Source organism: Enterobacter sp. RHBSTW-00901 (genome assembly GCF_014103115.1).
GTDB lineage: Bacteria > Pseudomonadota > Gammaproteobacteria > Enterobacterales > Enterobacteriaceae > Enterobacter > Enterobacter cloacae_P.
In genome coordinates, this window is the sequence record NZ_JABXPB010000001.1 from 4,416,817 (window position 1) to 4,437,662 (window position 20,846).

24 protein-coding genes are annotated in these 20,846 nt (G+C 53.9%); 15 read left to right on the plus strand and 9 right to left on the minus strand.

Features of this window, described 5'->3' with window-relative positions:
* Nucleotides 1-202: 202 nt before the first annotated feature.
* Nucleotides 203-574: an inner membrane protein YbjM gene (gene ybjM, locus HV318_RS21305; protein ID WP_182274308.1), complete on the plus strand. Its 372-nt coding sequence runs from the start codon at nt 203-205 to the stop codon at nt 572-574.
* Nucleotides 575-604: 30 nt separating this feature from the next.
* Here ybjM and HV318_RS21310 read toward each other — a convergent pair whose 3' ends face one another.
* Nucleotides 605-874, minus strand: coding sequence for a GrxA family glutaredoxin (locus tag HV318_RS21310; RefSeq protein ID WP_182274309.1), 270 nt, complete (start codon nt 872-874; stop codon nt 605-607).
* A 186-nt stretch (nt 875-1,060) separates the two neighbouring features.
* Here HV318_RS21310 and nfsA point away from each other — a divergent pair, with 186 nt between their 5' ends.
* The 11 genes from nfsA to HV318_RS21365 all read left to right on the plus strand — a co-directional run bounded on the left by nfsA (nt 1,061) and on the right by HV318_RS21365 (nt 11,791).
* Nucleotides 1,061-1,783 (plus strand): nitroreductase NfsA, encoded by a 723-nt coding sequence (nfsA, locus tag HV318_RS21315; protein WP_182274310.1) that lies wholly within the window; start codon nt 1,061-1,063, stop codon nt 1,781-1,783.
* A gap of 121 nt (nt 1,784-1,904) precedes the next feature.
* Nucleotides 1,905-2,807, plus strand: a complete 903-nt coding sequence (rimK, locus tag HV318_RS21320; RefSeq protein ID WP_182274311.1) for a 30S ribosomal protein S6--L-glutamate ligase — start codon at nt 1,905-1,907, stop codon at nt 2,805-2,807.
* Nucleotides 2,808-2,870: 63 nt separating this feature from the next.
* Nucleotides 2,871-3,347 (plus strand): YbjN domain-containing protein, encoded by a 477-nt coding sequence (locus tag HV318_RS21325; protein ID WP_182274312.1) that lies wholly within the window; start codon nt 2,871-2,873, stop codon nt 3,345-3,347.
* 350 nt (nt 3,348-3,697) lie between these two features.
* On the plus strand, nt 3,698-4,810 hold the full coding sequence (potF, locus tag HV318_RS21330) for a spermidine/putrescine ABC transporter substrate-binding protein PotF (RefSeq protein WP_182274313.1): 1,113 nt from the start codon (nt 3,698-3,700) through the stop codon (nt 4,808-4,810).
* 101 nt (nt 4,811-4,911) lie between these two features.
* The gene (gene potG / locus HV318_RS21335; RefSeq protein ID WP_182274314.1) at nt 4,912-6,045 is read left to right on the plus strand and encodes a putrescine ABC transporter ATP-binding subunit PotG; all 1,134 of its coding nucleotides are present in this window, start codon (nt 4,912-4,914) and stop codon (nt 6,043-6,045) included.
* A 10-nt stretch (nt 6,046-6,055) separates the two neighbouring features.
* Nucleotides 6,056-7,009, plus strand: a complete 954-nt coding sequence (gene potH / locus HV318_RS21340; protein WP_182274315.1) for a putrescine ABC transporter permease PotH — start codon at nt 6,056-6,058, stop codon at nt 7,007-7,009.
* Entirely contained in the window at nt 7,006-7,851 is an 846-nt protein-coding gene (potI, locus tag HV318_RS21345) for a putrescine ABC transporter permease PotI (RefSeq protein WP_182274316.1), read from the plus strand. Before potH ends, potI begins: the two co-directional genes overlap by 4 nt.
* A gap of 65 nt (nt 7,852-7,916) precedes the next feature.
* Nucleotides 7,917-8,390, plus strand: coding sequence for a YbjO family protein (locus tag HV318_RS21350; RefSeq protein WP_182274317.1), 474 nt, complete (start codon nt 7,917-7,919; stop codon nt 8,388-8,390).
* A 40-nt stretch (nt 8,391-8,430) separates the two neighbouring features.
* On the plus strand, nt 8,431-9,558 hold the full coding sequence (rlmC, locus tag HV318_RS21355) for a 23S rRNA (uracil(747)-C(5))-methyltransferase RlmC (protein ID WP_182274318.1): 1,128 nt from the start codon (nt 8,431-8,433) through the stop codon (nt 9,556-9,558).
* 72 nt (nt 9,559-9,630) lie between these two features.
* On the plus strand, nt 9,631-10,338 hold the full coding sequence (locus HV318_RS21360) for a response regulator transcription factor (protein ID WP_182274319.1): 708 nt from the start codon (nt 9,631-9,633) through the stop codon (nt 10,336-10,338).
* A complete protein-coding gene (locus tag HV318_RS21365) occupies nt 10,325-11,791 on the plus strand; it encodes a sensor histidine kinase (RefSeq protein WP_182274320.1) in 1,467 nt (488 codons plus the stop codon). Before HV318_RS21360 ends, HV318_RS21365 begins: the two co-directional genes overlap by 14 nt.
* A gap of 62 nt (nt 11,792-11,853) precedes the next feature.
* Here the strand turns inward: HV318_RS21365 and artJ are convergent, their stop codons facing one another.
* The 6 genes from artJ to HV318_RS21395 form a co-directional block, all read right to left on the minus strand.
* Nucleotides 11,854-12,585, minus strand: a complete 732-nt coding sequence (gene artJ / locus HV318_RS21370) for an arginine ABC transporter substrate-binding protein ArtJ (RefSeq protein ID WP_182274321.1) — start codon at nt 12,583-12,585, stop codon at nt 11,854-11,856.
* Nucleotides 12,586-12,763: 178 nt separating this feature from the next.
* Entirely contained in the window at nt 12,764-13,432 is a 669-nt protein-coding gene (gene artM, locus HV318_RS21375; protein ID WP_182274322.1) for an arginine ABC transporter permease ArtM, read from the minus strand.
* A complete protein-coding gene (gene artQ / locus HV318_RS21380) occupies nt 13,432-14,148 on the minus strand; it encodes an arginine ABC transporter permease ArtQ (protein WP_182274323.1) in 717 nt (238 codons plus the stop codon). Before artQ ends, artM begins: the two co-directional genes overlap by 1 nt.
* A gap of 6 nt (nt 14,149-14,154) precedes the next feature.
* Nucleotides 14,155-14,886 carry an arginine ABC transporter substrate-binding protein ArtI gene (artI, locus tag HV318_RS21385; protein ID WP_182274324.1) on the minus strand — a complete coding sequence of 244 codons (732 nt, stop codon included), beginning with the start codon at nt 14,884-14,886 and terminating at the stop codon, nt 14,155-14,157.
* A gap of 19 nt (nt 14,887-14,905) precedes the next feature.
* On the minus strand, nt 14,906-15,634 hold the full coding sequence (gene artP / locus HV318_RS21390) for an arginine ABC transporter ATP-binding protein ArtP (protein ID WP_182274325.1): 729 nt from the start codon (nt 15,632-15,634) through the stop codon (nt 14,906-14,908).
* A gap of 226 nt (nt 15,635-15,860) precedes the next feature.
* A complete protein-coding gene (locus HV318_RS21395) occupies nt 15,861-16,379 on the minus strand; it encodes a lipoprotein (protein WP_182274326.1) in 519 nt (172 codons plus the stop codon).
* Between the two features lie 107 nt (nt 16,380-16,486).
* Between HV318_RS21395 and HV318_RS21400 the strand changes: the two genes are divergently transcribed.
* The 3 genes from HV318_RS21400 (at nt 16,487) to HV318_RS21410 (ending at nt 18,528) form a co-directional block, all read left to right on the plus strand.
* A complete protein-coding gene (locus tag HV318_RS21400; RefSeq protein ID WP_182274327.1) occupies nt 16,487-16,810 on the plus strand; it encodes a heavy metal-binding domain-containing protein in 324 nt (107 codons plus the stop codon).
* A complete protein-coding gene (locus tag HV318_RS21405; protein ID WP_182274328.1) occupies nt 16,807-17,637 on the plus strand; it encodes an N-acetylmuramoyl-L-alanine amidase in 831 nt (276 codons plus the stop codon). The genes HV318_RS21400 and HV318_RS21405 overlap by 4 nt, the downstream gene beginning before the upstream one ends.
* Nucleotides 17,638-17,904: 267 nt before the next feature.
* The gene (locus HV318_RS21410) at nt 17,905-18,528 is read left to right on the plus strand and encodes a helix-turn-helix domain-containing protein (RefSeq protein WP_182274329.1); all 624 of its coding nucleotides are present in this window, start codon (nt 17,905-17,907) and stop codon (nt 18,526-18,528) included.
* Here the strand turns inward: HV318_RS21410 and HV318_RS21415 are convergent, their stop codons facing one another.
* Together HV318_RS21415 and HV318_RS21420 are read right to left on the minus strand one after the other, a co-directional pair.
* Nucleotides 18,529-19,155: a type II secretion system protein GspB, cryptic system variant gene (locus HV318_RS21415; protein WP_182274330.1), complete on the minus strand. Its 627-nt coding sequence runs from the start codon at nt 19,153-19,155 to the stop codon at nt 18,529-18,531.
* Nucleotides 19,155-20,732 (minus strand): ExeA family protein, encoded by a 1,578-nt coding sequence (locus HV318_RS21420; RefSeq protein ID WP_182274331.1) that lies wholly within the window; start codon nt 20,730-20,732, stop codon nt 19,155-19,157. The genes HV318_RS21415 and HV318_RS21420 overlap by 1 nt, the downstream gene beginning before the upstream one ends.
* Nucleotides 20,733-20,846: the final 114 nt, after the last annotated feature.

The window sequence follows — 20,846 nt, forward strand, 5'->3', positions numbered from 1 at the left end:
GGAGCGTTTCAACATTCCCGGCTCCCTTCATTAATTCTCTAAAACCATAGCTGCCGGTTAGTTTAATCGTATTAGCTATCGACAGCTACCTATTATCGCATTAACAGATGTGTACTTTGGCAAGGATTGCCACATTGCTTTATCTGACTGGGCGTCCACTGGACGAAAGCGTATTTGATAGAGATGAAGTCAGGAGGATAGTTTGAACATAAAGCGAAACTGGGCGGGTGTGGTCAGTTGCTTTTTACTGTTTACGACAGTGTGTCTGTCATTAGCCTTCCATGTCAAAGGGGCGTTTAGGGCTTCCGGCCATCCCGAGCTGGGCTTGCTCTTTTTTACCTTGCCGGGGGCGGCGGCCAGCTTTCTCTCCCGTGGCGGGGAGGTCGTTAAGCCTCTTTTGGGCGCGATGCTGGCGGCTCCACTGTGTCTGCTGTTGCTACGACTGGTGTTTGTCACCTCGCGATCGTTCTGGCAGGAACTGGCGTGGTTATTGAGCGGGGTATTCTGGTGCGCGCTTGGGGCGTTGTGCTTCCTGTTTGTGCGCAGCATGCTCCACCGGCGGCGGCACAAATAAAAACGCCCTCACGGTGAGGGCGTCTTCGCATTACTCTGCAGCAAACAGACCCAGATGTTCTTTTGCGTAAGCTTCAAAATCGGTGCAGCCACCAATGTGCTTCTGATCGAGGAAAATCTGCGGCACGGTTTCAACCGGTTTACCGACAGTTTTTTCCAGGTCCGCTTTGCTGATACCTTCCGCGTGGATATCCACATAGCGGAAGTTGAAGTCATCACGCTCTTCGGTCAGTTTCTCTGCCAGTTCTTTTGCGCGCACGCAGTAAGGGCATCCTGGACGGCCAAAAATCACTGCAAACATTTCTCTCTCCTCAAAAAACAAGCCTGACGGCGAATGACGATTATATTGCACGATAACCCGCTGTCATGGAAAGAAGGTTTCGCCTGTCACTTTGATATAGTCAGGCTATGTTTCGCCAATTACACGGCACACAACATTTCCTATACTGGCTGTTAGACCGTGTTCAGACAGTTAAAGAGAGAGAGAATGACGCCAACCATTGACCTGCTCCGTTCCCACCGTTCGATTCGTCACTTCACCGACCAGCAGGTTACCCGGGCGCAGCGTGAAGCGATTATTGACAGTGCAAGGGGAACCTCCAGCTCCAGCTTCCTGCAATGCAGCTCTATTATTCGCATTACCGACCCGGCAATGCGTGAACAGCTGGTGACGCTGACGGGCGGACAGAAGCATGTGGCTCAGGCGGCTGAGTTCTGGGTGTTCTGTGCCGACTTTAACCGCCACCTGCAGATTTGCCCTGAAGCTGAACTGGGCCTGGCGGAACAGCTGCTGTTGGGTGTCGTCGATACTGCCCTGATGGCACAAAACGCGCTGACGGCGGCGGAATCGCTGGGGTTGGGTGGGGTGTATATCGGCGGCCTGCGTAACAATATTGACAGCGTGACCGAACTGCTGAAGCTCCCTAAACATGTGCTGCCACTGTTCGGCCTGTGCCTCGGGTGGCCGGCGGATAACCCGGACGTGAAGCCGCGCCTGCCCGCCACGATAATCATGCATGAAAACCACTATCAGCCGATCGATCGGGACGTGTTGGCACAATACGACGAGGAGCTGGCGCACTACTATATGACGCGCGGCAGCAATAACCGCCGCGACACGTGGAGTGACCATATCCGTCGTACCATCATTAAAGAAAATCGCCCGTTTATTCTCGACTATTTGCACAAACAGGGCTGGGCAACGCGCTAGTCCATTCCTTCTGCGCCTGCCTGCGTGTATGCACCTCATCCTTCAGGCTGCTGTGATACAACTTGCATGATTTTGTGTATATGATACGCAGGCTTTTCCTATGTCTTTAGAGAGGTGCAGGGTGAAAATTGCCATTTTGTCCCGGGATGGAACGCTCTACTCATGTAAACGCCTGCGAGATGCCGCGGCGAAACGCGGCCATCAGGTTGACATTCTCGATCCAATGTCTTGCTATATGAACATCGATCCCGCAGCGTCGTCCATTCACTATAAAGGTCGCCAGCTGCCACGATTTGATGCGGTTATACCGCGCATTGGCTCGCAGATTACCTTTTATGGCACGGCCGCCTTGCGTCAGTTTGAAATGCTCGGCAGCTATCCCCTTAATGAATCCGTCGCCATCTCACGCGCCCGCGATAAACTTCGCTCCCTGCAACTGCTTGCCCGTCAGGGGATCGATCTGCCCGTGACCGGCATTGCTCACTCTCCGGATGACACCAGCGATCTGATCGACATGGTGGGTGGTGCGCCGTTAGTGATAAAGCTGGTGGAAGGCACTCAGGGGATTGGCGTCGTGCTGGCGGAAACCCGGCAGGCGGCAGAGAGCGTGATTGACGCGTTTCGCGGCCTCAATGCCCATATCCTGGTGCAGGAATATATTGAAGAAGCCAAAGGGCGTGACATCCGTTGCTTTGTGGTCGGCGATGAGGTCGTTGCGGCCATTGAGCGTCAGGCGAAAGAGGGGGATTTCCGCTCTAACCTGCACCGTGGTGGTGTGGCGCGCGTGGCGGATATCACCGCACGTGAGCGCGAAATTGCCGTAAAAGCGGCGCAAACGTTAGGCCTGGATGTGGCGGGTGTGGACATCCTGCGTGCGTCCCGCGGGCCGCTGGTGATGGAGGTTAATGCATCGCCAGGGCTGGAAGGGGTGGAAAAAACGACCGGGGTCGATATTGCGGGTAAAATGATCTCATGGATCGAGCGTCATGCGACGCCGGGTTACTGTCTTAAAACGGGCGGTTAAATGGAATTCAGCACACTTTTTGCGTAATCTATGCGAAGTTTTTATTAAAGAGGCTGCACAGCGATGGATTTACAGGTCGTTCCTACACTGGATACATTACGTCAATGGCTTGATGATGCTGGTATCACCTTTTTTGAATGTGATTCCTGCCAGGCGCTGCATTTGCCTCATATGCAAAATTTTGATGGCATTTTCGATGCCAAAATCGATCTCATCAACGACGTGATCCTCTTCTCTGCGCTGGCTGAAGTGAAACCGTCTGCGTTACTGGCACTGGCATCCGATCTGTCGGCTATCAATGCCAGTTCTTTGACGGTCAAAGCATTTCTCGACATACAGGATGATAATCTGCCAAAACTGGTCGTTTGCCAGTCTTTATTCGCCGGAGCGGGACTTTCCTTCAAACAGTTCTCCTGGTTCATGCGCCAGAGCGAAGAGCAAATTTCGATGGTAATGATGGAAGCCAATGCACATCATTTACTGTATAGCACTGAAGATGATGCAGAGAATAATGATGCATCTCCCAATTTTCTCCACTAAACCTGTCTGATATCCGCGCAGTCGCTGCCAGAGCGGCTGCATAACACCATTTTTTCTGCTGCTTTTAACCTTTCCTTAAAGAATATTTCACCTCCCTGAAAGCGGTTTCGGCTTATCACGTAGATATAACGTGCATAAAAAATTGATAAAAGGCGTTTTTTCGTCTGGGCTATAGCCGGAGACACGGGCTACAGTTATTCTTGCGATGCTTAAAAAAGCGAGCGAATACTGCCGGATAGAGTCTGTTATTTTATTTCGGTCAGAGCGACAAAATATGCATGGTTTTTGCATATCTTCAGATTGCATAGTTTTAGTTCGTTTGTTAACGAGCTTTCAGAAGGAATAACAATATGATCGCCTTGAATAAAAAATGGTTATCGGGTCTGGTTGCGGGTGCTCTGATGGCTGTCTCTGTCGGTACGCTCGCTGCGGAACAAAAAACGCTGCATATCTATAACTGGTCTGACTATATTGCACCGGACACGGTCGCCAATTTTGAAAAAGAGACCGGCATTAAAGTGGTTTACGACGTTTTCGATTCCAACGAAGTGCTGGAAGGAAAACTGATGGCAGGCAGTACCGGGTTTGACCTCGTGGTACCTTCTGCAAGCTTCCTGGAGCGTCAACTGACGGCAGGTGTCTTCCAGCCGCTGGATAAAAGCAAACTTCCGAACTGGAAAAACCTCGATCCTGACGTGCTGAAGCTGGTGGCTAAACACGACCCGGACAACAAATACGCGATGCCTTACCTGTGGGCGACCACTGGTATCGGCTATAACGTTGATAAAGTCAAAGCGGTGCTGGGTAAAGACGTCAAGCTCGATAGCTGGGATGTGGTGCTGAAGCCTGAAAACCTTGAGAAACTGAAAAGCTGCGGCGTGTCATTCCTCGACGCACCGGAAGAGATTTTCGCCACCGTACTTAACTACCTGGGCAAAGTTCCGAACAGCAGCAAAGCCGATGACTACACCGGCCCGGCTACCGATCTGCTGCTGAAGCTGCGTCCGAATATTCGCTACTTCCACTCCTCTCAGTACATTAACGACCTGGCAAACGGCGACATCTGCGTGGCTATCGGCTGGGCGGGGGATGTCTGGCAGGCGGCTAATCGTGCGAAAGAGGCGAAAAATGGCGTGAATATTTCCTACTTCATTCCAAAAGAGGGCGCGCTGGCGTTCTTTGATGTCTTCGCGATGCCTGCTGATGCGAAAAACAAAGATGAAGCTTATCAGTTCCTCAATTACCTGATGCGTCCGGATGTGATTGCCCACATCAGCGACCACGTGTTCTACGCTAACGGTAACAAAGCGTCTGTACCGCTGGTCAGCGCGGAAGTGCGTGATAACCCGGGCATCTATCCGCCTGCGGATGTCTTCGCCAAGCTGTTTACCCTGAAGGTTCAGGATCCAAAAATTGACCGCGTGCGCACCCGTGCGTGGACCAGAGTGAAAAGCGGTAAATAATATTCAGTGAGTTCCAGGCCGGGCAGGCGTTAGTGCTGCCCGGCGATGCGCACCCTGATGGTGCGTTTGCACCAGTTTTGATTTATGCCGGAGAGCACCCCGTGAATGACGCGATCCCCCGCCCGCAGGCGAAAGTCCGTAAAGCGCTGACCCCGCTTCTTGAAATCCGTAACCTCACCAAATCTTTTGATGGCCAGCATGCCGTGGATGACGTCAGCCTGACTATCTACAAAGGTGAAATTTTTGCCCTGCTCGGGGCATCTGGCTGCGGTAAATCCACATTACTGCGTATGCTGGCAGGTTTTGAACAGCCCACCACCGGACAGATTGTGCTGGATGGTGTCGACCTCTCCCGCGTACCGCCGTATCAACGACCGATCAACATGATGTTCCAGTCTTACGCGCTGTTTCCGCACATGACGGTTGAGCAGAACATCGCTTTTGGCCTCAAGCAGGACAAACTGCCGAAAGCCGAAATTACCGCGCGAGTGGCGGAGATGTTGAGCCTGGTGCATATGCAGGAGTTCGCAAAACGTAAGCCGCACCAGCTCTCTGGCGGTCAACGTCAGCGTGTGGCGCTGGCCAGAAGCCTGGCGAAACGTCCGAAACTGCTGTTGCTTGATGAACCGATGGGCGCACTGGATAAAAAACTGCGCGACCGTATGCAGCTGGAAGTGGTGGATATTCTCGAACGCGTGGGAGTGACCTGCGTGATGGTGACCCACGACCAGGAAGAGGCGATGACGATGGCCGGGCGTATCGCGATTATGAATCGCGGTAAGTTTGTGCAAATCGGCGAGCCGGAGGAGATTTACGAGCACCCGACCACCCGCTACAGCGCCGAGTTTATCGGCTCGGTGAATGTCTTCGAAGGGTTGGTGAAGGCGCGCCATGACGACGGTCTGGTGCTTGAATCGCCGGGGCTGGTACACCCGCTGAAGGTGGACCCGGATGCCTCTGTGGTGGACAACGTTCCGGTTTATATCGCTCTGCGCCCGGAAAAAATCATGCTCTGTGAAGAGCCGCCAGCCGATGGCTATAACTTTGCCGTCGGGGAGGTGGTACACATTGCTTATCTGGGCGATCTCTCTATTTATCATGTGCGACTGACGAGCGGACAGATGCTCAGCGCTCAGCTGCAAAACGAACATCGCTACCGTAAAGGGCTACCCACCTGGGGTGACGAAGTGCGCCTGTGCTGGGATGCAGACAGTTGTGTAGTGCTGACGGTATAAGGAGCGGCCAATGAGTACACTTGAACCTCCAGCCCGCGCAGAAAAACCGGGCGGTTTTGCACACTGGCTGGCGCGCATACAGATGACACATGGCCGCAAGCTGGTGATCGCCATGCCCTACGTGTGGCTGATCCTGCTGTTTATGCTGCCGTTCCTGATTGTTTTCAAGATAAGCCTGGCAGAAATGGCGCGGTCTATTCCGCCATATACCAACCTGATGGAATGGGCCGATGGACAACTGACGCTGACGCTGAATGTCGGCAATTTCCTGCAATTGACGGACGATCCGCTCTATTTCGAAGCCTATTTGCAGTCATTGCAGGTGGCGGCGATCTCGACGATCTGCTGTCTGCTGTTGGGTTACCCGCTGGCGTGGGCAGTGGCGCACAGTAAGCCATCGACACGCAACATTCTGCTGCTGCTGGTCATTTTACCGTCATGGACGTCATTCCTGATCCGCGTTTACGCGTGGATGGGGATCCTGAAAAACAACGGCGTGTTGAATAACTTCCTGATGTGGCTGGGGGTTATCGACCAGCCGCTGACGATCCTGCATACCAATCTCGCGGTGTATATCGGGATTGTGTACGCCTATCTGCCGTTTATGGTGTTGCCAATCTATACCGCCCTGACGCGCATCGATTATTCGCTGGTGGAAGCCTCACTTGACCTGGGAGCCCGCCCGCTGAAGACGTTCTTTAGCGTGATTGTTCCGCTGACCAAAGGCGGGATTATCGCCGGTTCGATGCTGGTGTTTATTCCGGCGGTTGGGGAGTTCGTGATCCCGGAACTGCTTGGTGGCCCGGACAGCATCATGATTGGCCGCGTGCTGTGGCAAGAGTTCTTCAACAACCGCGACTGGCCGGTGGCGTCGGCGGTGGCGATTGTGATGTTGCTGCTGCTGATCGTGCCGATCATGTGGTTCCACAAGCATCAGCAAAAACAGATGGGAGATCACGGATGAACAACTTACCGGTAGTGCGCTCCCCGTGGCGAATTCTGATCCTGGTGCTTGGGTTTACCTTCCTGTATGCACCAATGCTGATGCTGGTGATCTACTCGTTCAACAGCTCGAAACTGGTGACGGTGTGGGCGGGCTGGTCGACGCGCTGGTACAGTGAACTGTTCCACGATGATGCGATGATGAGTGCGGTGGTGCTAAGCCTGACCATTGCCGCCTGTGCCGCCACAATGGCGTCTGTCCTCGGCACTATTGCGGCAATGGTGATGGTGCGTTTTGGGCATTTTCGCGGAGCGAACGGTTTTGCTTTTATGATCACGGCACCGCTGGTCATGCCGGACGTCATCACCGGTCTGTCGCTGCTGCTGCTGTTTGTCGCCCTGGCGCATGCCATCGGCTGGCCAGCGGATCGCGGTATGCTCACCATCTGGCTGGCGCACGTCACCTTCTGTACCGCCTATGTGGCGGTGGTGATCTCTTCGCGTCTGCGCGAACTGGATCGCTCTATTGAAGAGGCGGCGATGGATCTCGGCGCAACACCGCTGAAGGTCTTTTTCATCATTACCCTGCCGATGATCATGCCTGCGGTGATCTCCGGCTGGCTGCTGGCGTTTACGTTGTCACTTGACGACCTGGTCATCGCCAGCTTTGTCTCCGGCCCGGGAGCCACGACGCTGCCAATGCTGGTCTTCTCCAGCGTGCGCATGGGGGTAAACCCGGAGATCAACGCCCTGGCATCCATCATCCTCGGCGTGGTCGGAATTGTCGGATTTATCGCCTGGTATTTGATGGCGCGCGCGGAAAAACAACGCGTGCGTGATATCCAGCGTGCAAGACGCGGCTGAAGCATTTAAAATTTCCAGTGAAGTGCCGCGCATGACGCGGCACTGTTTTTCAGGGAAGTAAAACATTGGGATTATTAAAAAAATCACGTATTACGCACGCTCGTCCGAATGTTCCTGCGCTGGTGCAGGTGGCGGCGCTCGCCATTATTATGATCCGCTGTCTCGATGTGCTGATGATTCTGAACACCCTGGGCGCGCGTGGCATAGGGGAATTCATTCACCGCAGCGTGCAGACGTGGAATCTGACGCTGGTCTTTTTAAGCAGCCTGGTGCTGGTGTTTATCGAGATTTACTGCGCGTTCTCACTGGTCAAAGGGCGCAACTGGGCGCGCTGGGTTTATCTGCTGACGCAAATTGTTGCGGCAGGCTACCTGTGGGCGGCGTCACTGGGTTATGGCTACCCGGAACTGTTCAGCATTGCGGGGGAATCGAAGCGCGAGATTTTACGCGCACTGGTGATGCAGAAACTCCCGGATATGCTGGTGCTGTTCCTGCTCTTTGTGCCCGCATCCAGTCGGCGGTTCTTCCGTCTGCAATAATGTGTATAATCGCAGCCCTCGTGATTCTTAAGGTCTTCATATGCAGTGCGCACTCTATGACGCCGGTCGCTGCCGCTCCTGTCAGTGGATAGAACAGCCGGTTCCCCAACAACTCACCGCCAAAATGGCCGACCTGCAACAGCTGCTGGCTGAACACGCGGTGGGAGAGTGGTGCGCACCCGTTAGTGGGCCAGAGCAGGGTTTTCGTAATAAGGCCAAAATGGTGGTCAGCGGCAGCGTTGAAAAACCGCTGCTGGGGATGTTGCACCGCGACGGTACACCGGAAGATTTAACCGACTGTCCGCTTTATCCTGCGTCGTTTGAACCTGTTTTTGCCGCACTGAAGCCGTTCATTGCCCGTGCCGGGTTAACGCCCTATAACGTTGCCCGTAAGCGCGGCGAGCTGAAATACCTGCTTCTGACCGAGAGCCAGATTGACGGCGGTATGATGCTGCGTTTTGTGCTGCGCTCAGAGGCTAAGCTTGAGCAATTGCGTGCGGCGCTGCCGTGGCTTCAGCAGCAGCTTCCTCAGTTAAAGGTCATTACCGCGAATATTCAGCCGGTGCATATGGCGATCATGGAAGGGGACACAGAAGTTTTCTTCACCGGGGAGCATGCGCTGGCAGAAAACTTCAACGGTGTGCCGCTGTGGATCCGTCCGCAAAGTTTCTTCCAGACAAACCCGACAGTTGCGAGTGCACTGTACGCCACTGCACGCGACTGGGTCCGCGCGTTAAATATCCGCCATATGTGGGATTTATTCTGCGGCGTGGGGGGATTCGGTCTGCACTGTGCCACCCCTGAAATGCAACTGACCGGGATTGAGATTTCTGCAGAAGCGATTGCCTGTGCAAAACAGTCCGCCGCTGAGCTGGGGTTAACAGACCTTCATTTCCAGGCGCTGGACTCAACCCAGTTCGCCACCGGCCAGGGCAATGTGCCGGAGCTGGTACTGGTCAACCCGCCACGGCGTGGCATCGGGAAAGCCCTGTGCGACTACCTGAGCCAGATGGCACCGGATTACATTGTCTATTCCAGCTGCAACGCGCAGACAATGGCAAAAGACATTGCCCATCTTCCAGGCTACCGTATCGAACGCGTTCAGCTTTTCGATATGTTCCCGCATACCGCGCATTATGAAGTGCTGACATTGCTCGTGAAATCTTAAACAAAATGTGAACTCTTCCCCTCTGCGAAATCAGGTAAGCTTAAGTCATCAGAATTGAATGAAGGCTTGTCCATGAAGCAGATCCTGCTGGTGGAAGATGACCACGATATCGCGGCGCTTCTGCGCCTCAATTTAGAAGATGAAGGTTACGCCATTACCCACGAACCCGATGGGGGCAGTGCCTTGCACCGGCTGGAAAAACAGCCCTGGGATGCCGTCATCCTCGATTTGATGCTCCCTAATGTCGACGGGCTGGAAATTTGTCGCCGTATCCGCCAGATGACCCGTTACCTGCCGGTGATCATCATCAGCGCCCGTAGTAGCGAAACCGACCGCATTACCGGGCTGGAAACCGGCGCTGATGATTACCTGGCAAAACCGTTCTCAGTGCAGGAGCTGATTGCACGCATCAAGGCGCTGTTTCGCCGCCAGCAGGCGATGGGGCAGGCGCAGACCACCGGACACGTTCAGGCTCACGGCCTGACGCTCGATCCGCTTGCGCGAACGGTACGCCTGCACGGGCAGGAGGTCGATCTCACCCCGCGCGAATTCGAACTGTTGTACTTCTTTGCCCGTCATCCTGGCGAGGTTTTCTCGCGTCTGGCGTTGCTTGAGCAGGTCTGGGGTTATCAGCACGAGGGTTACGAACATACCGTCAACACCCACATTAACCGCCTGCGTATCAAGATTGAAAAAGATGCCGCCGAGCCGGAGATCATTCGTACCGTCTGGGGTAAAGGCTACAAATTTGCGGAGCTGAATCAAGATGCGCCGCTTTAACCTGAGCCAGCGGCTGACGGTGCTGTTTATTCTGCTGCTGATGCTCTGCGCCACCGTTGCCTGCGCGGTGCAGCTCTACAGCAGCATGCAGTACGGCAACGCAATGGTGCAGCGGCTGTCCGGGGGACTGGCGCAACAGATTGTGCAGCGTGAACCGATTCTGGACGCCCAGGGCAGCGTCGACCGCCGCGTGTTGAAACCGCTGTTCGATCGGCTGATGACCTTTAACCCGAGCGTTGAGCTGTATGTCATCTCTCCCGACGGCGATCTGCTGGCCGATGCAGCACCTCCGGGCCATATTCAGCGGCAAAAAATCGATATTGCGCCATTGCAAACCTTCCTCAACGGTGCGGCAATGCCGGTTTTTGGAGACGACCCCCGTAGCCAGGGGCAGAAAGTCTTCAGCGTTACCCCATTGCGTCAGGACGGTGAGCTGAAAGGCTATCTCTACATTATTTTGCAGGGCGAAGAGTCAAATGCGCTGGCAGAGATGGCCTGGCATAAAGCGCTCTGGAGCACGGCACTCTGGTCGTTGTTGCTGGTGGCGCTGTTTGGCCTGCTGGCGGGGCTGCTGGTCTGGTACTGGGTGACGCGTCCGGTGAAACGCCTGACGCTGGAGGTCGCCGGGCTGGAGCAGGACAGCATGACTGCCATCAAACAGCTGGCGGCACAACCGCCGGAGCCCGCGGCAAATGATGAAGTGGCGATCCTGCGCAATACCTTTATCGAGCTGGCGCGCAAAATCACCACGCAATGGGATCTCCTGGCCGATAGCGACCGTCAGCGCCGGGAGTTTATTGCCAATATTTCGCACGATCTGCGCACGCCGCTTACCTCATTGCTGGGCTATCTGGAGACGCTGTCGCTCAAATCCGCCACGCTGACGCCGCAGGAGCACCAGCAATATCTCACCACCGCGCTGCGCCAGGGACAAAAGGTGCGGCATCTGTCGCAACAGCTGTTTGAACTGGCGCGTCTTGAGCACGGCGGTATAAAACCACAGCGCGAGCGCTTTGCGATGGGAGAGCTGATTTCCGATGTGGCGCAGAAGTTTGAACTGGCGGCGCGCACGCGTGAGCTGAATCTGCATATTGATGTGCCGGGGCCTCTGCCACTTTTAAACGCCGACGTGTCGATGATTGAGCGGGTGGTGACCAATTTGCTGGATAACGCGATACGCCATACGCCCCCGGGTGGCGAGATCCGCATGGCGGTGTGGCAGGAGAACGAGCAGCTGCAGGTCGAAGTGGCGGACAGCGGGGCAGGCATTGATGCTGCGCTGCGCTGCGGGCTGTTTCAGCGTCCTTCTGCGTTAAACCCGCAGGCGTCACGGGAGAATCGCGGGGGGTTAGGGTTGTTAATTGTGAAACGGATGCTGGAATTGCACGGCGGTGGGATCAGGCTGATGGATTCGGTGAGCGGAGCCCGTTTTCGCTTCTTTGTACCACTGTGAGACGTTGCCGGATGGCTCGGGCTACAGACCCCCCGTAGGCCGAGCCACCCGACAACAAAGTATTACTGCGGGAACCACTGCTCGCTGATTTTCTGATACGTCCCGTCCGCTTTAATTGCTTTCAGCGCGCCGTTCAGTTTTTCCAGCAGGGCTTTGTTATCCGGACGAACCGCGATACCCAGACCGGTGCCAAAGTACTGCGGGTCGGTCACTTTTTCAGTGGCGGTACCCAGCTGCGGGTTGGTTTTCAGCCACTCGTTGACCACGGCAGTGTCACCAAACACGCCATCGATACGGCCATTTTTCAGGTCGATAATCGCGTTCTGGTAGCTGTCGTAGGCCACGGTTTTCACTTCAGGATGTTTGTCCTGCAGGTATTTCTGGTGCGTGGTGCCGTTTTCCATCCCAATGCGTTTGCCTTTCAGCTCGCCAAAGGATTTGTACTCGCCTTTTTTGGCAATCACTACCGCAGAGTTTGCATAGTACGGGTCGGTGAAGGAGACCTGTTTGCTACGTTCTGGGGTGATGTCCATACCGGAGATCACCGCGTCGTATTTCTTGAATTTCAGAGACGGGATCAGGCTGTCAAATGCGTGGTTGGTGAATGTGCAGTCGGCCTGCATCTGTTTGCACAGCGCTTTTGCCAGGTCAATATCAAACCCGACAATCTGGTTGCTGGCATCCAGTGATTCAAACGGTGGGTAGGTAGCAGAAACACCGAAATTGATTTTCTCAGCGGCGGATGCGCCAGCGGCGAAAGTTGCCAGTAATGCGGCCAGAACTAACTTTTTCATTGAATACTCCCGTCTGTCAATCTTGTCATTATGCGCCGTGTCTGCGGCATGGATGTACAATGCCAGTGATTGAATTTATATTCAATAAAAATGATTAAATATTATTTTTATCACAAAAAAAAGCGGGCAACCCATAAGGTTACCCGCATCGGGAATATAGATTTATGCACCTGAGTGATTAATTTCTGCGCTCGAACGCCAGCGCTTTACGTTCAATCAGACGCATCATCAACGTCAGCAGACCGTTCACCACCAGATACACCAGACCCGCTGCACCGAACACCATCACGTCGTAGGTGCGTCCATACAGCAGCTGTCCGTGGCCCATCACTTCCATCAGCGTAATGGTGTAGGCCAGAGAAGTACTTTTGAATACCAGCACCACTTCGTTGGAATACGAGGACAGCGCACGCTTAAAGGCGTACGGCAGCAGTATAGCCAGCGTGTCTTTTTTGCTCATGCCCAGCGCACCGCAGGACTGCCATTGCCCTTCCGGGATCGCCCGGATAGCACCGTAGAACAGCTGGGTGGTATAGGCCGCACTGTTCAGGGAGAGAGCAATCAGGGCACACAGCCACGGTTCAGAGAGCAGATGCCAGATAACCGGATACTCCTGCAGCGACGGGAACTGGCCCGGGCCGTAGTAAATCAGGAAGATCTGCACCAGCAGCGGTGTACCGGTAAACAGGGTGATGTAGCCGCGCACAATCCACACCAGCACTGGCGTTTTCAGCGTCAGGATGATGGTGAAGATGAGTGCCAGGATCAGCGCCACGATGATGGACGCCACAGTCAGCGTCAGGCTGGTGTGCAGCCCTTTCATCAGCTCGGGTAAGTAGTCAAGCATCAGCCTGGTCTCCGTTCAAAACGTGTTGCACGCAGGTCAATCCGCTTCAGGATGTACTGACTCAGCAACGTGATCACCAGGTAGATAGCGGCCGCCACAATGTACCAGGTAAACGGTTCCTGGGTACGGGTGGCGATACTTTTGGTTTGCAGCATCAAATCATTCACGCTTATCAGGCTCACCAGCGCGGTGTCTTTCAACAGTACCAGCCACTGGTTACCCAGACCCGGCAGAGCATGACGCCACATCTGCGGCATCACCAGACGGAAGAAAATAGCCGCTTTCGATAAACCTAACGCCTGGCCAGATTCCCACTGCCCCTGCGGTACCGCTTTCAGCGCGCCGCGCAGGGTTTGCGAGGCATAGGCGGAGTAGAGCAGGGAGAGGGCGATCACGCCACACAGGAACGGGCTGACGTCAAAGTTTTCAATCTGCATCTGCACCGGGATCTGCGCAAACCCAAGATTGATGGTAAAGCCGTCTGACAGCGTTAACAGCAGCTGTGAGGAACCGAAATAGATAAACAGGACGACCAGAATCTCGGGTAATCCACGCAGCACGGTCACCAGCGCGGAACCCGTCCAGGCGACAGGGAACCATTTCGCTGATTCCCATACCGCAAAGAACATCGCCAGCACGAGGCCGATAATCAGTGCACAAACGGCAAGGCCGACGGTCATCCCGGCGGCGCTTGCTAAAGGAAAAATTTCATTCATCAGGAATTACTTCTGGAACCATTTTTTGTAGATGGTTTCGTAGGTGCCGTCTTTCTTCACTTTTTCCAGCGCAGCGTTGAATTTCTGCTGCAGGTCAGTGTTGCCCTGACGCACGGCGATGCCGAGACCGGTACCGAAGTACGCTTTATCTGTCACTTTGTCACCGACAGCCGCCAGTTTGTCGTTCGCTTTCAGCCATTCAGTCACCACGGCGGTATCACCAAACACACCGTCAATACGACCATTCTGCAGATCCAGCTTCGCATTCTGGTAGCTGTCATACGGAACGGTGGTGATTTCCGGGTGCTTATCGGTAATGAATTTCTGGTGCGTGGTACCGTTCTGCACGCCAACTTTCTTGCCTTTCAGCTGATCAATAGAGGTGAATTTCCCTTTCTGACCAATGAACAGGGCGGAGTTGTCATAGTACGGCGTGGAGAACAGCACCTGCTTTTCACGTTCAGGGGTGATGTCCATACCCGCCATCACGGCGTCGATACGGCGGAACTTCAGGCTTGGGATCAGGCTGTCAAACGCCTGGTTGCTGAAGGTACAGGTGGCGTCGATCTCTTTACACAGGGCGTTAGCCAGATCCACGTCGAAGCCAACAATTTTGTTGTTGGCGTCGATGGATTCAAACGGAGGATAAGACGCTTCGGTAGCGAAACGAATGGTCTGGGCTGCGGTAGCGGAAAGGCTGACGCTAGCAAGCAGCGCGGCAATCAATACTTTTTTCATTATCATTTTCCCTAACACATCAGTGAGATAAGTAATTTTTGAAGGCATCGGTTTGCGGGTTCGTGAAGCAGCTCGCATCACCTTGCTCAACGATATACCCGTTTTCCATGTAAACCACGCGGCTGGCGGTTTTGCGCGCCACTTCCACTTCATGGGTAACGATGACTTGTGTAATGTTGGTTTCCGCCAGCTCACGAATGATGCTCACGATCTGGGCGGTAATTTCCGGGTCCAGCGCTGCGGTCGGCTCATCAAACAGCAGAACCGCAGGCTCCATCATCAGAGCACGGGCAATGGCCACGCGCTGTTGCTGACCACCTGAAAGGTGCAGAGGATAACGGTCGCTGTACGGTTTAAGACGCAGACGTTCCAGCAACTTCTCGGCACGTGCCATCGCCTGATCTTTGCTTAAACCGAGCACGCGACAAGGCGCTTCAATCAGGTTTTGCAGGACGGTCAGGTGAGGCCAGAGGTTGTATTGCTGGAAGACCATGCCGACGTTTTGACGCAGTTCGCGAATCGCTTTTTCTGACGGGGTTTTCGCGAAGTCAAAATGGTTGCCGGCAATCGCCAGCGTACCGGAACGGGGCATTTCAAGCAGATTAAGGACACGCAAAAGAGAACTTTTACCTGCGCCGCTTGGGCCAAGCAAAACCAACGTTTCGCCTTCCGGGCAGTTCAGCGTGATGTCAAACAGCGCCTGGTGTGCGCCGTAAAAGCAGTTAATGCCGTTTAGTTTAATACTCATCGAGGCAGTCTTTACTCATCCAGGCAATCTATAGCCATTGAAGCCGCAGATAGTACCGTTGACAGAATAGTTATGCAATATTTCTGCGTTAAAAGTTAAATATAACCCGCAAACCTCTCTAAACATAGCACAAAATAGTGAACCGCAAGGGCGACAAGTATAAATGTCGGCATTCCGTATGAAATGCCGCACATTTTACGGGGGGTACAATTTTATAACGGTTGGTTTAGCGGTTTTCAATCGACTGGCGAAGCGTACCTGCCGGGGCATGAACGCTACCGCCAACGTAGCGTACGTCGTCCACCGCCCAGCACTGACCTTCACGGATCATCAGCACTTCATCCTGCCAGGTCTGGGTGCCCTGGGTCAGTTTTACGCGCAGGGGAATGTTTCGTGCATCGGTGTTCGGGATTGTCGAGGCGCTGGCAACCTCGGCGCTGTCTGGCAGCGTAGCCCGGCTGGAGAACGGATCGGATTTCAGCAACGCGTTATGCTGCGGATCGCGCGACGCATCGGTGAGCCGCTTTGCCAGACCATCGCTCAGGTACGGACGCAGGGCCGTGATGTCGTTACTGCGGTGCTGAATGCGATAATCATAAAACTGCTGCGCCACGGTATCCGGGCCGCCATCAATACATGGGCCGCTGCGGGTACCGATATCCTTAAAGGCTGGCGTAACCGTGGTGGTACAGGCGCTGAGCACCAGCGCACAGGGCACTAAAAGCGTTAAAGCAGAGTAGCGCATGTTGATTTCCTTATTTATTAACTATCCTTTCAATCATAGCGTAACGAACCGATAATGCTGCCTGAGCAACACGCTAACGCATTGAACGCTAAAGAAGGAGATAAAGTATGCAATTTTCAACGACGCCAACCCTGGAAGGACAACCGATTATTGAATATTGCGGTGTGGTAACGGGCGAGGCCATTCTCGGGGCGAACATCTTCCGGGACTTCTTTGCCGGGATCCGCGACATCGTCGGTGGGCGTTCTGGCGCTTATGAAAAAGAGCTGCGTAAAGCGCGTGAAATTGCGTTCAAAGAGCTGGGCGAGCAGGCGCAGGCACTGGGCGCAGATGCGGTTGTAGGGATTGATATTGACTACGAAACGGTCGGTAAAGATGCCAGCATGCTGATGGTGAGCGTAAGCGGTACGGCGGTGAAAACCCGTCGATGAAGCGTACGCTCTCAACCTTCCTGCTGGCGCTGTTGCTGGCAGGCTGTGCCACGGAAAAAGGCATTGTTGATAAAGGTACCTATGAGCTGGATACCCGTCATCAGGCGCAGGCAGCCTACCCACGCATAAAGGTGCTGGTGCTCCACTACACCGCCGATGATTTTGACAGCTCGCTGGCAACGCTGACGGATAAAAACGTCAGCTCCCACTATTTGATCCCCGCGAACCCGCCTGTTCCTGATGGTAAACCGCGCATCTGGCAGCTGGTGCCAGAGAGCGAACTGGCCTGGCATGCGGGTATCAGCTTCTGGCGCGGCACTAACCGCATTAATGATACGTCTGTCGGTATTGAGCTGGAAAACCGTGGCTGGCAAAAGACCGGGGGGACGAAATCCTTCACACCGTTCGAGCCCGCGCAAATTGCGGCACTGATCCCTCTCGCCAAAGATATTATTGCCCGCTACGACATCAAACCGCAGAACGTGGTGGCGCATTCTGATATTGCACCGCAGCGCAAGGACGATCCTGGCCCGCTGTTTCCGTGGCAGGCGTTGGCAAAGCAGGGGATAGGTGCCTGGCCAGATCCCGCTCGCGTCGCGTTTTACATCAATGGTCGCCCACGTAATCAGGACGTGGATCGTGCGGCATTGCTCGATCTGCTGGCGCGTTATGGTTATGAAGTCCCTGACAACGCGACAGAGCAGCAGCAGAAAAGAGTGATTACAGCGTTTCAGATGCATTACCGCCCCTCGCTGTGGAACGGTGTCGCGGATGTCGAAACGATGGCCATCGCCGAAGCGCTTTTAGAGAAATACGGGCAGGGGTAATTCCCCCCGTTTTTCAGGGTTTGAGTGGGGATCCTGTCCAGAATGAACCTAAGATTAATCTTAGGTTTAATGATATTTAAATTATAGTTAATTGACTTAATATTACCCGAATCTATGATAGACACATAGCTCGCTAAGCAATCACACAATAAATCTTATAATCAGAGATTATTTCTCGGCCTGGTTTTTTATTTCAAATGGAATGCTCGCAGTATTGTTACTGCGGGTTCTCACATCTTAAATAAACATCTTAAAACGGGTATAACAATGTTAAGCATTTACGGTAAAAAATTACGCCCTCACAGTGAACTGGACGCCATTATTTCTGCAACTGAGGGCTATGAAGAAAAAACCTTAAAGAAATGGCAGAAAATAACAACCAGCGATAATGACTATATTCATATCATTGTCAGCGGTGAAGTTGAGTTCCGCCGCGAATCAGACGAACTGTGTATGTTCATGCTACAAGGTCAGTGTATCTTTGGCCTGTCATCAATTTATTACCAGTCGTCCCACATGTATGGCATGGTACGGACGACTGCGGTGGTTCGCTCTATCCCGAAAGTGGTTTTTGCTCAGCTGATGACGGAGAAAAACCTGTGGCCACAGCTCACTAAGGTGCTCTCCTGGTATATCTGCATGCTGAGCAAACGTGATGACGTTTTGGTTGCCCGCAGTGCTTACTCTGTTGTGCGCGAGTTTTTGTTAGAGATAAATGAACTGATTATTTATCATCAACGTGATATCAACGTTTATGACTATATTCAGGAATACACTAACCTGGCGCGCAGTACCATCATCAAAATACTGTCCGATCTGAAAAAAGGGCAATATATTGTGGTGGAAAAGGGTCGACTCCTTAACATCACCACCCTGCCGGAAAAATATTAATTATCCCAGTTGGTCTCCTTTTTTACCTGAGGGAGACCGGGTGTTCTCTTGATGTCCCACATTTGCCCGTGAATTATCCTGCGTTTCATCAACCGGTGGCGCGGGAATTTTGCCTTGTGAATAATCCTGCTCCTGTTCTTTTAATGCCTGCTTTAATAATTCGGCCACTGACGCATCTTCCTGGCCCGTGTTTGCGGGGGCATCCTCGTGTGCCTCGGTTCCCGGTAGGGTATCGTGCGACGTGTCGCGCGGAATATCCCCGTCAGGTGCCTGCTGCCAGTCTGCTGCATCACTATTGATCGGCATATCCTGCATGGCAGGGATCGCTTTTGCTGGCGGCTCCGGTTTGGGTTGCGGATGCGGGAACGGCTTACTCACGTACACATAATGCATATCCGAAAGCTGCGTTTCCGGTTTGGCGACGCTCGCCTTAACCGGCTCGGCTGCCGGGTGGCGCAGGTTCCAGTAAACATGTGCGTAAAGTCCGGCCACCAGCATGGTGCATAGTCCCAGCATCCACAATAACGTGTTACCGGCAATTTTCTTCAGGCTGGGGAAGCGGTACGAAAACCAGACGGCCTCCCCGGTTGCGTAGCTGCGCTGGGCCGCAAGACAGATTGTAGACATCAGGAATTCTTCTCCTGCGGTTTCACCGCCGTCGTGGTCTGAGGGACCTGGATCAGCACGCTCGGCGTCGTATGGGTTTCACGCATAAGCTGCATCAACGTATCTTCACCAGGAATGCCGTCCACATGCAGGTTCATTTTTTGCTGGAACTCGCGAGTGCGTTTCATCATCTCCGCCGTCCAGCTCCGGGAATGTGTTTCGGGCTGGGCGAGCACCTGGCTTAATTGCTGATCGAGCCAGGTCATATCTTTGCTGTCACTGGCGGTACTGATGGCGTTTTTACCCTCCGGCGTCAGGCGATGCAGCTGCGTATAATTGCCGGTCGCATGCTGACTGAACCAGTTACGGCTCACCTGCCAGGTGCGGTTGTTCATCAGCAGATCGATTGAATTGTCCCCGACGCGGGCGACGACGGCATAGTTAAGATGACCGCCCGTTTTCAGTTCACTGATCCACGGATAACCTTCATGCGCCAGTGCGTCCGGTGAGGCATTCCCCTGTTTACACATCAGGTTTACCTTCGCGGCGTTCTGACACAATGCTTCTTCTGCCGAGGTGTCATACCCCCAAATTAAGTAAAGCTGGTGCATCGCATCCGCCTGATTGACCATTTCGTTGTCGATAACCGGTACCACGGGGCGGACTGCGCCCGGCGTCTGGTGTTTCCAGCTGGCCGGAACGGGTAGCCGGATGGGAAGTCTTGCATTCACAGAAGCGGTCAAATACCAGCCGCAGGCCGCGAACAGCACAGAGGCCAATAATCCAGTGGTTGCCAGGCGCTTACCGTGGTTTTTTGCCGGCAGGATCTCACCGGCTGCCAGGCGCAAATGGCGCGCGCCGACACTCTCCGCGCGTTCCGTCCACGCCGCCAGCATCGACAGATGTGCCAGCTCATTCAACTGGATGATGTTTCCCTTTGTCAGCGCATGCATTTTGCGTACGCGTGCCGCGGGTAACGGGGCGTGTTCGCACCCGTGTTCTTCACACTGCGCCTGCACATAGCTGAGATATTCGCGGCAGGTCAGGGGGCGTAAAGTATGACGGGTATGGATGTATTCCCGCAGTTCAGGTTGTTGCATCAGCGCGGTGTCCTGATCGGCAGAACCCATCAGCACGACGGACAACCGGAAATCCAGCTCCCGGGCGCGCGTGAGCAGCATCCCCAGTACTTCCCGGCAGTTATCTTTCATGGCTTCGCTGTGGGCGATCGTCAGGATTTTGGCTTTCGCTTTGCGTGAGGACGGCTCTTCCTGCCACTGGCGCAACACGGCATCCACCGCCTGAATACGGTTCTTGCTCTCTTTTGTTCCCGGGCTGAGTTTGTACAGCAGGCTACTGGCACTCAGTTTAGGAAAGGCATTAATGGAAAGTACGGCACTGTTGCTGGTTTTCAGCACGTCGCTGAACGAGTCCAACAGATGACTGTCATGATAAAAAAGCCCGGTGATCCCCGCCTGTTGGGTTTTCTCTTTCAGCAGGTTAAACACGTCCTGATGATAAGGCACCAGAAAATCCCCGGATAATCGGGTGATCTTCCTGAAAGGCGGATGTTTAAAACAAAAGTGGCTCTGATACATAACGATTTACCGTCTCTGATTAGGAATATACCCGTCACACTCCAGGTCGCAGGTGCGTTGGCTGCGTTCGCTCACCCGGGTCACATAGTTTTCTATGCGTCCGGGGATTCGCTC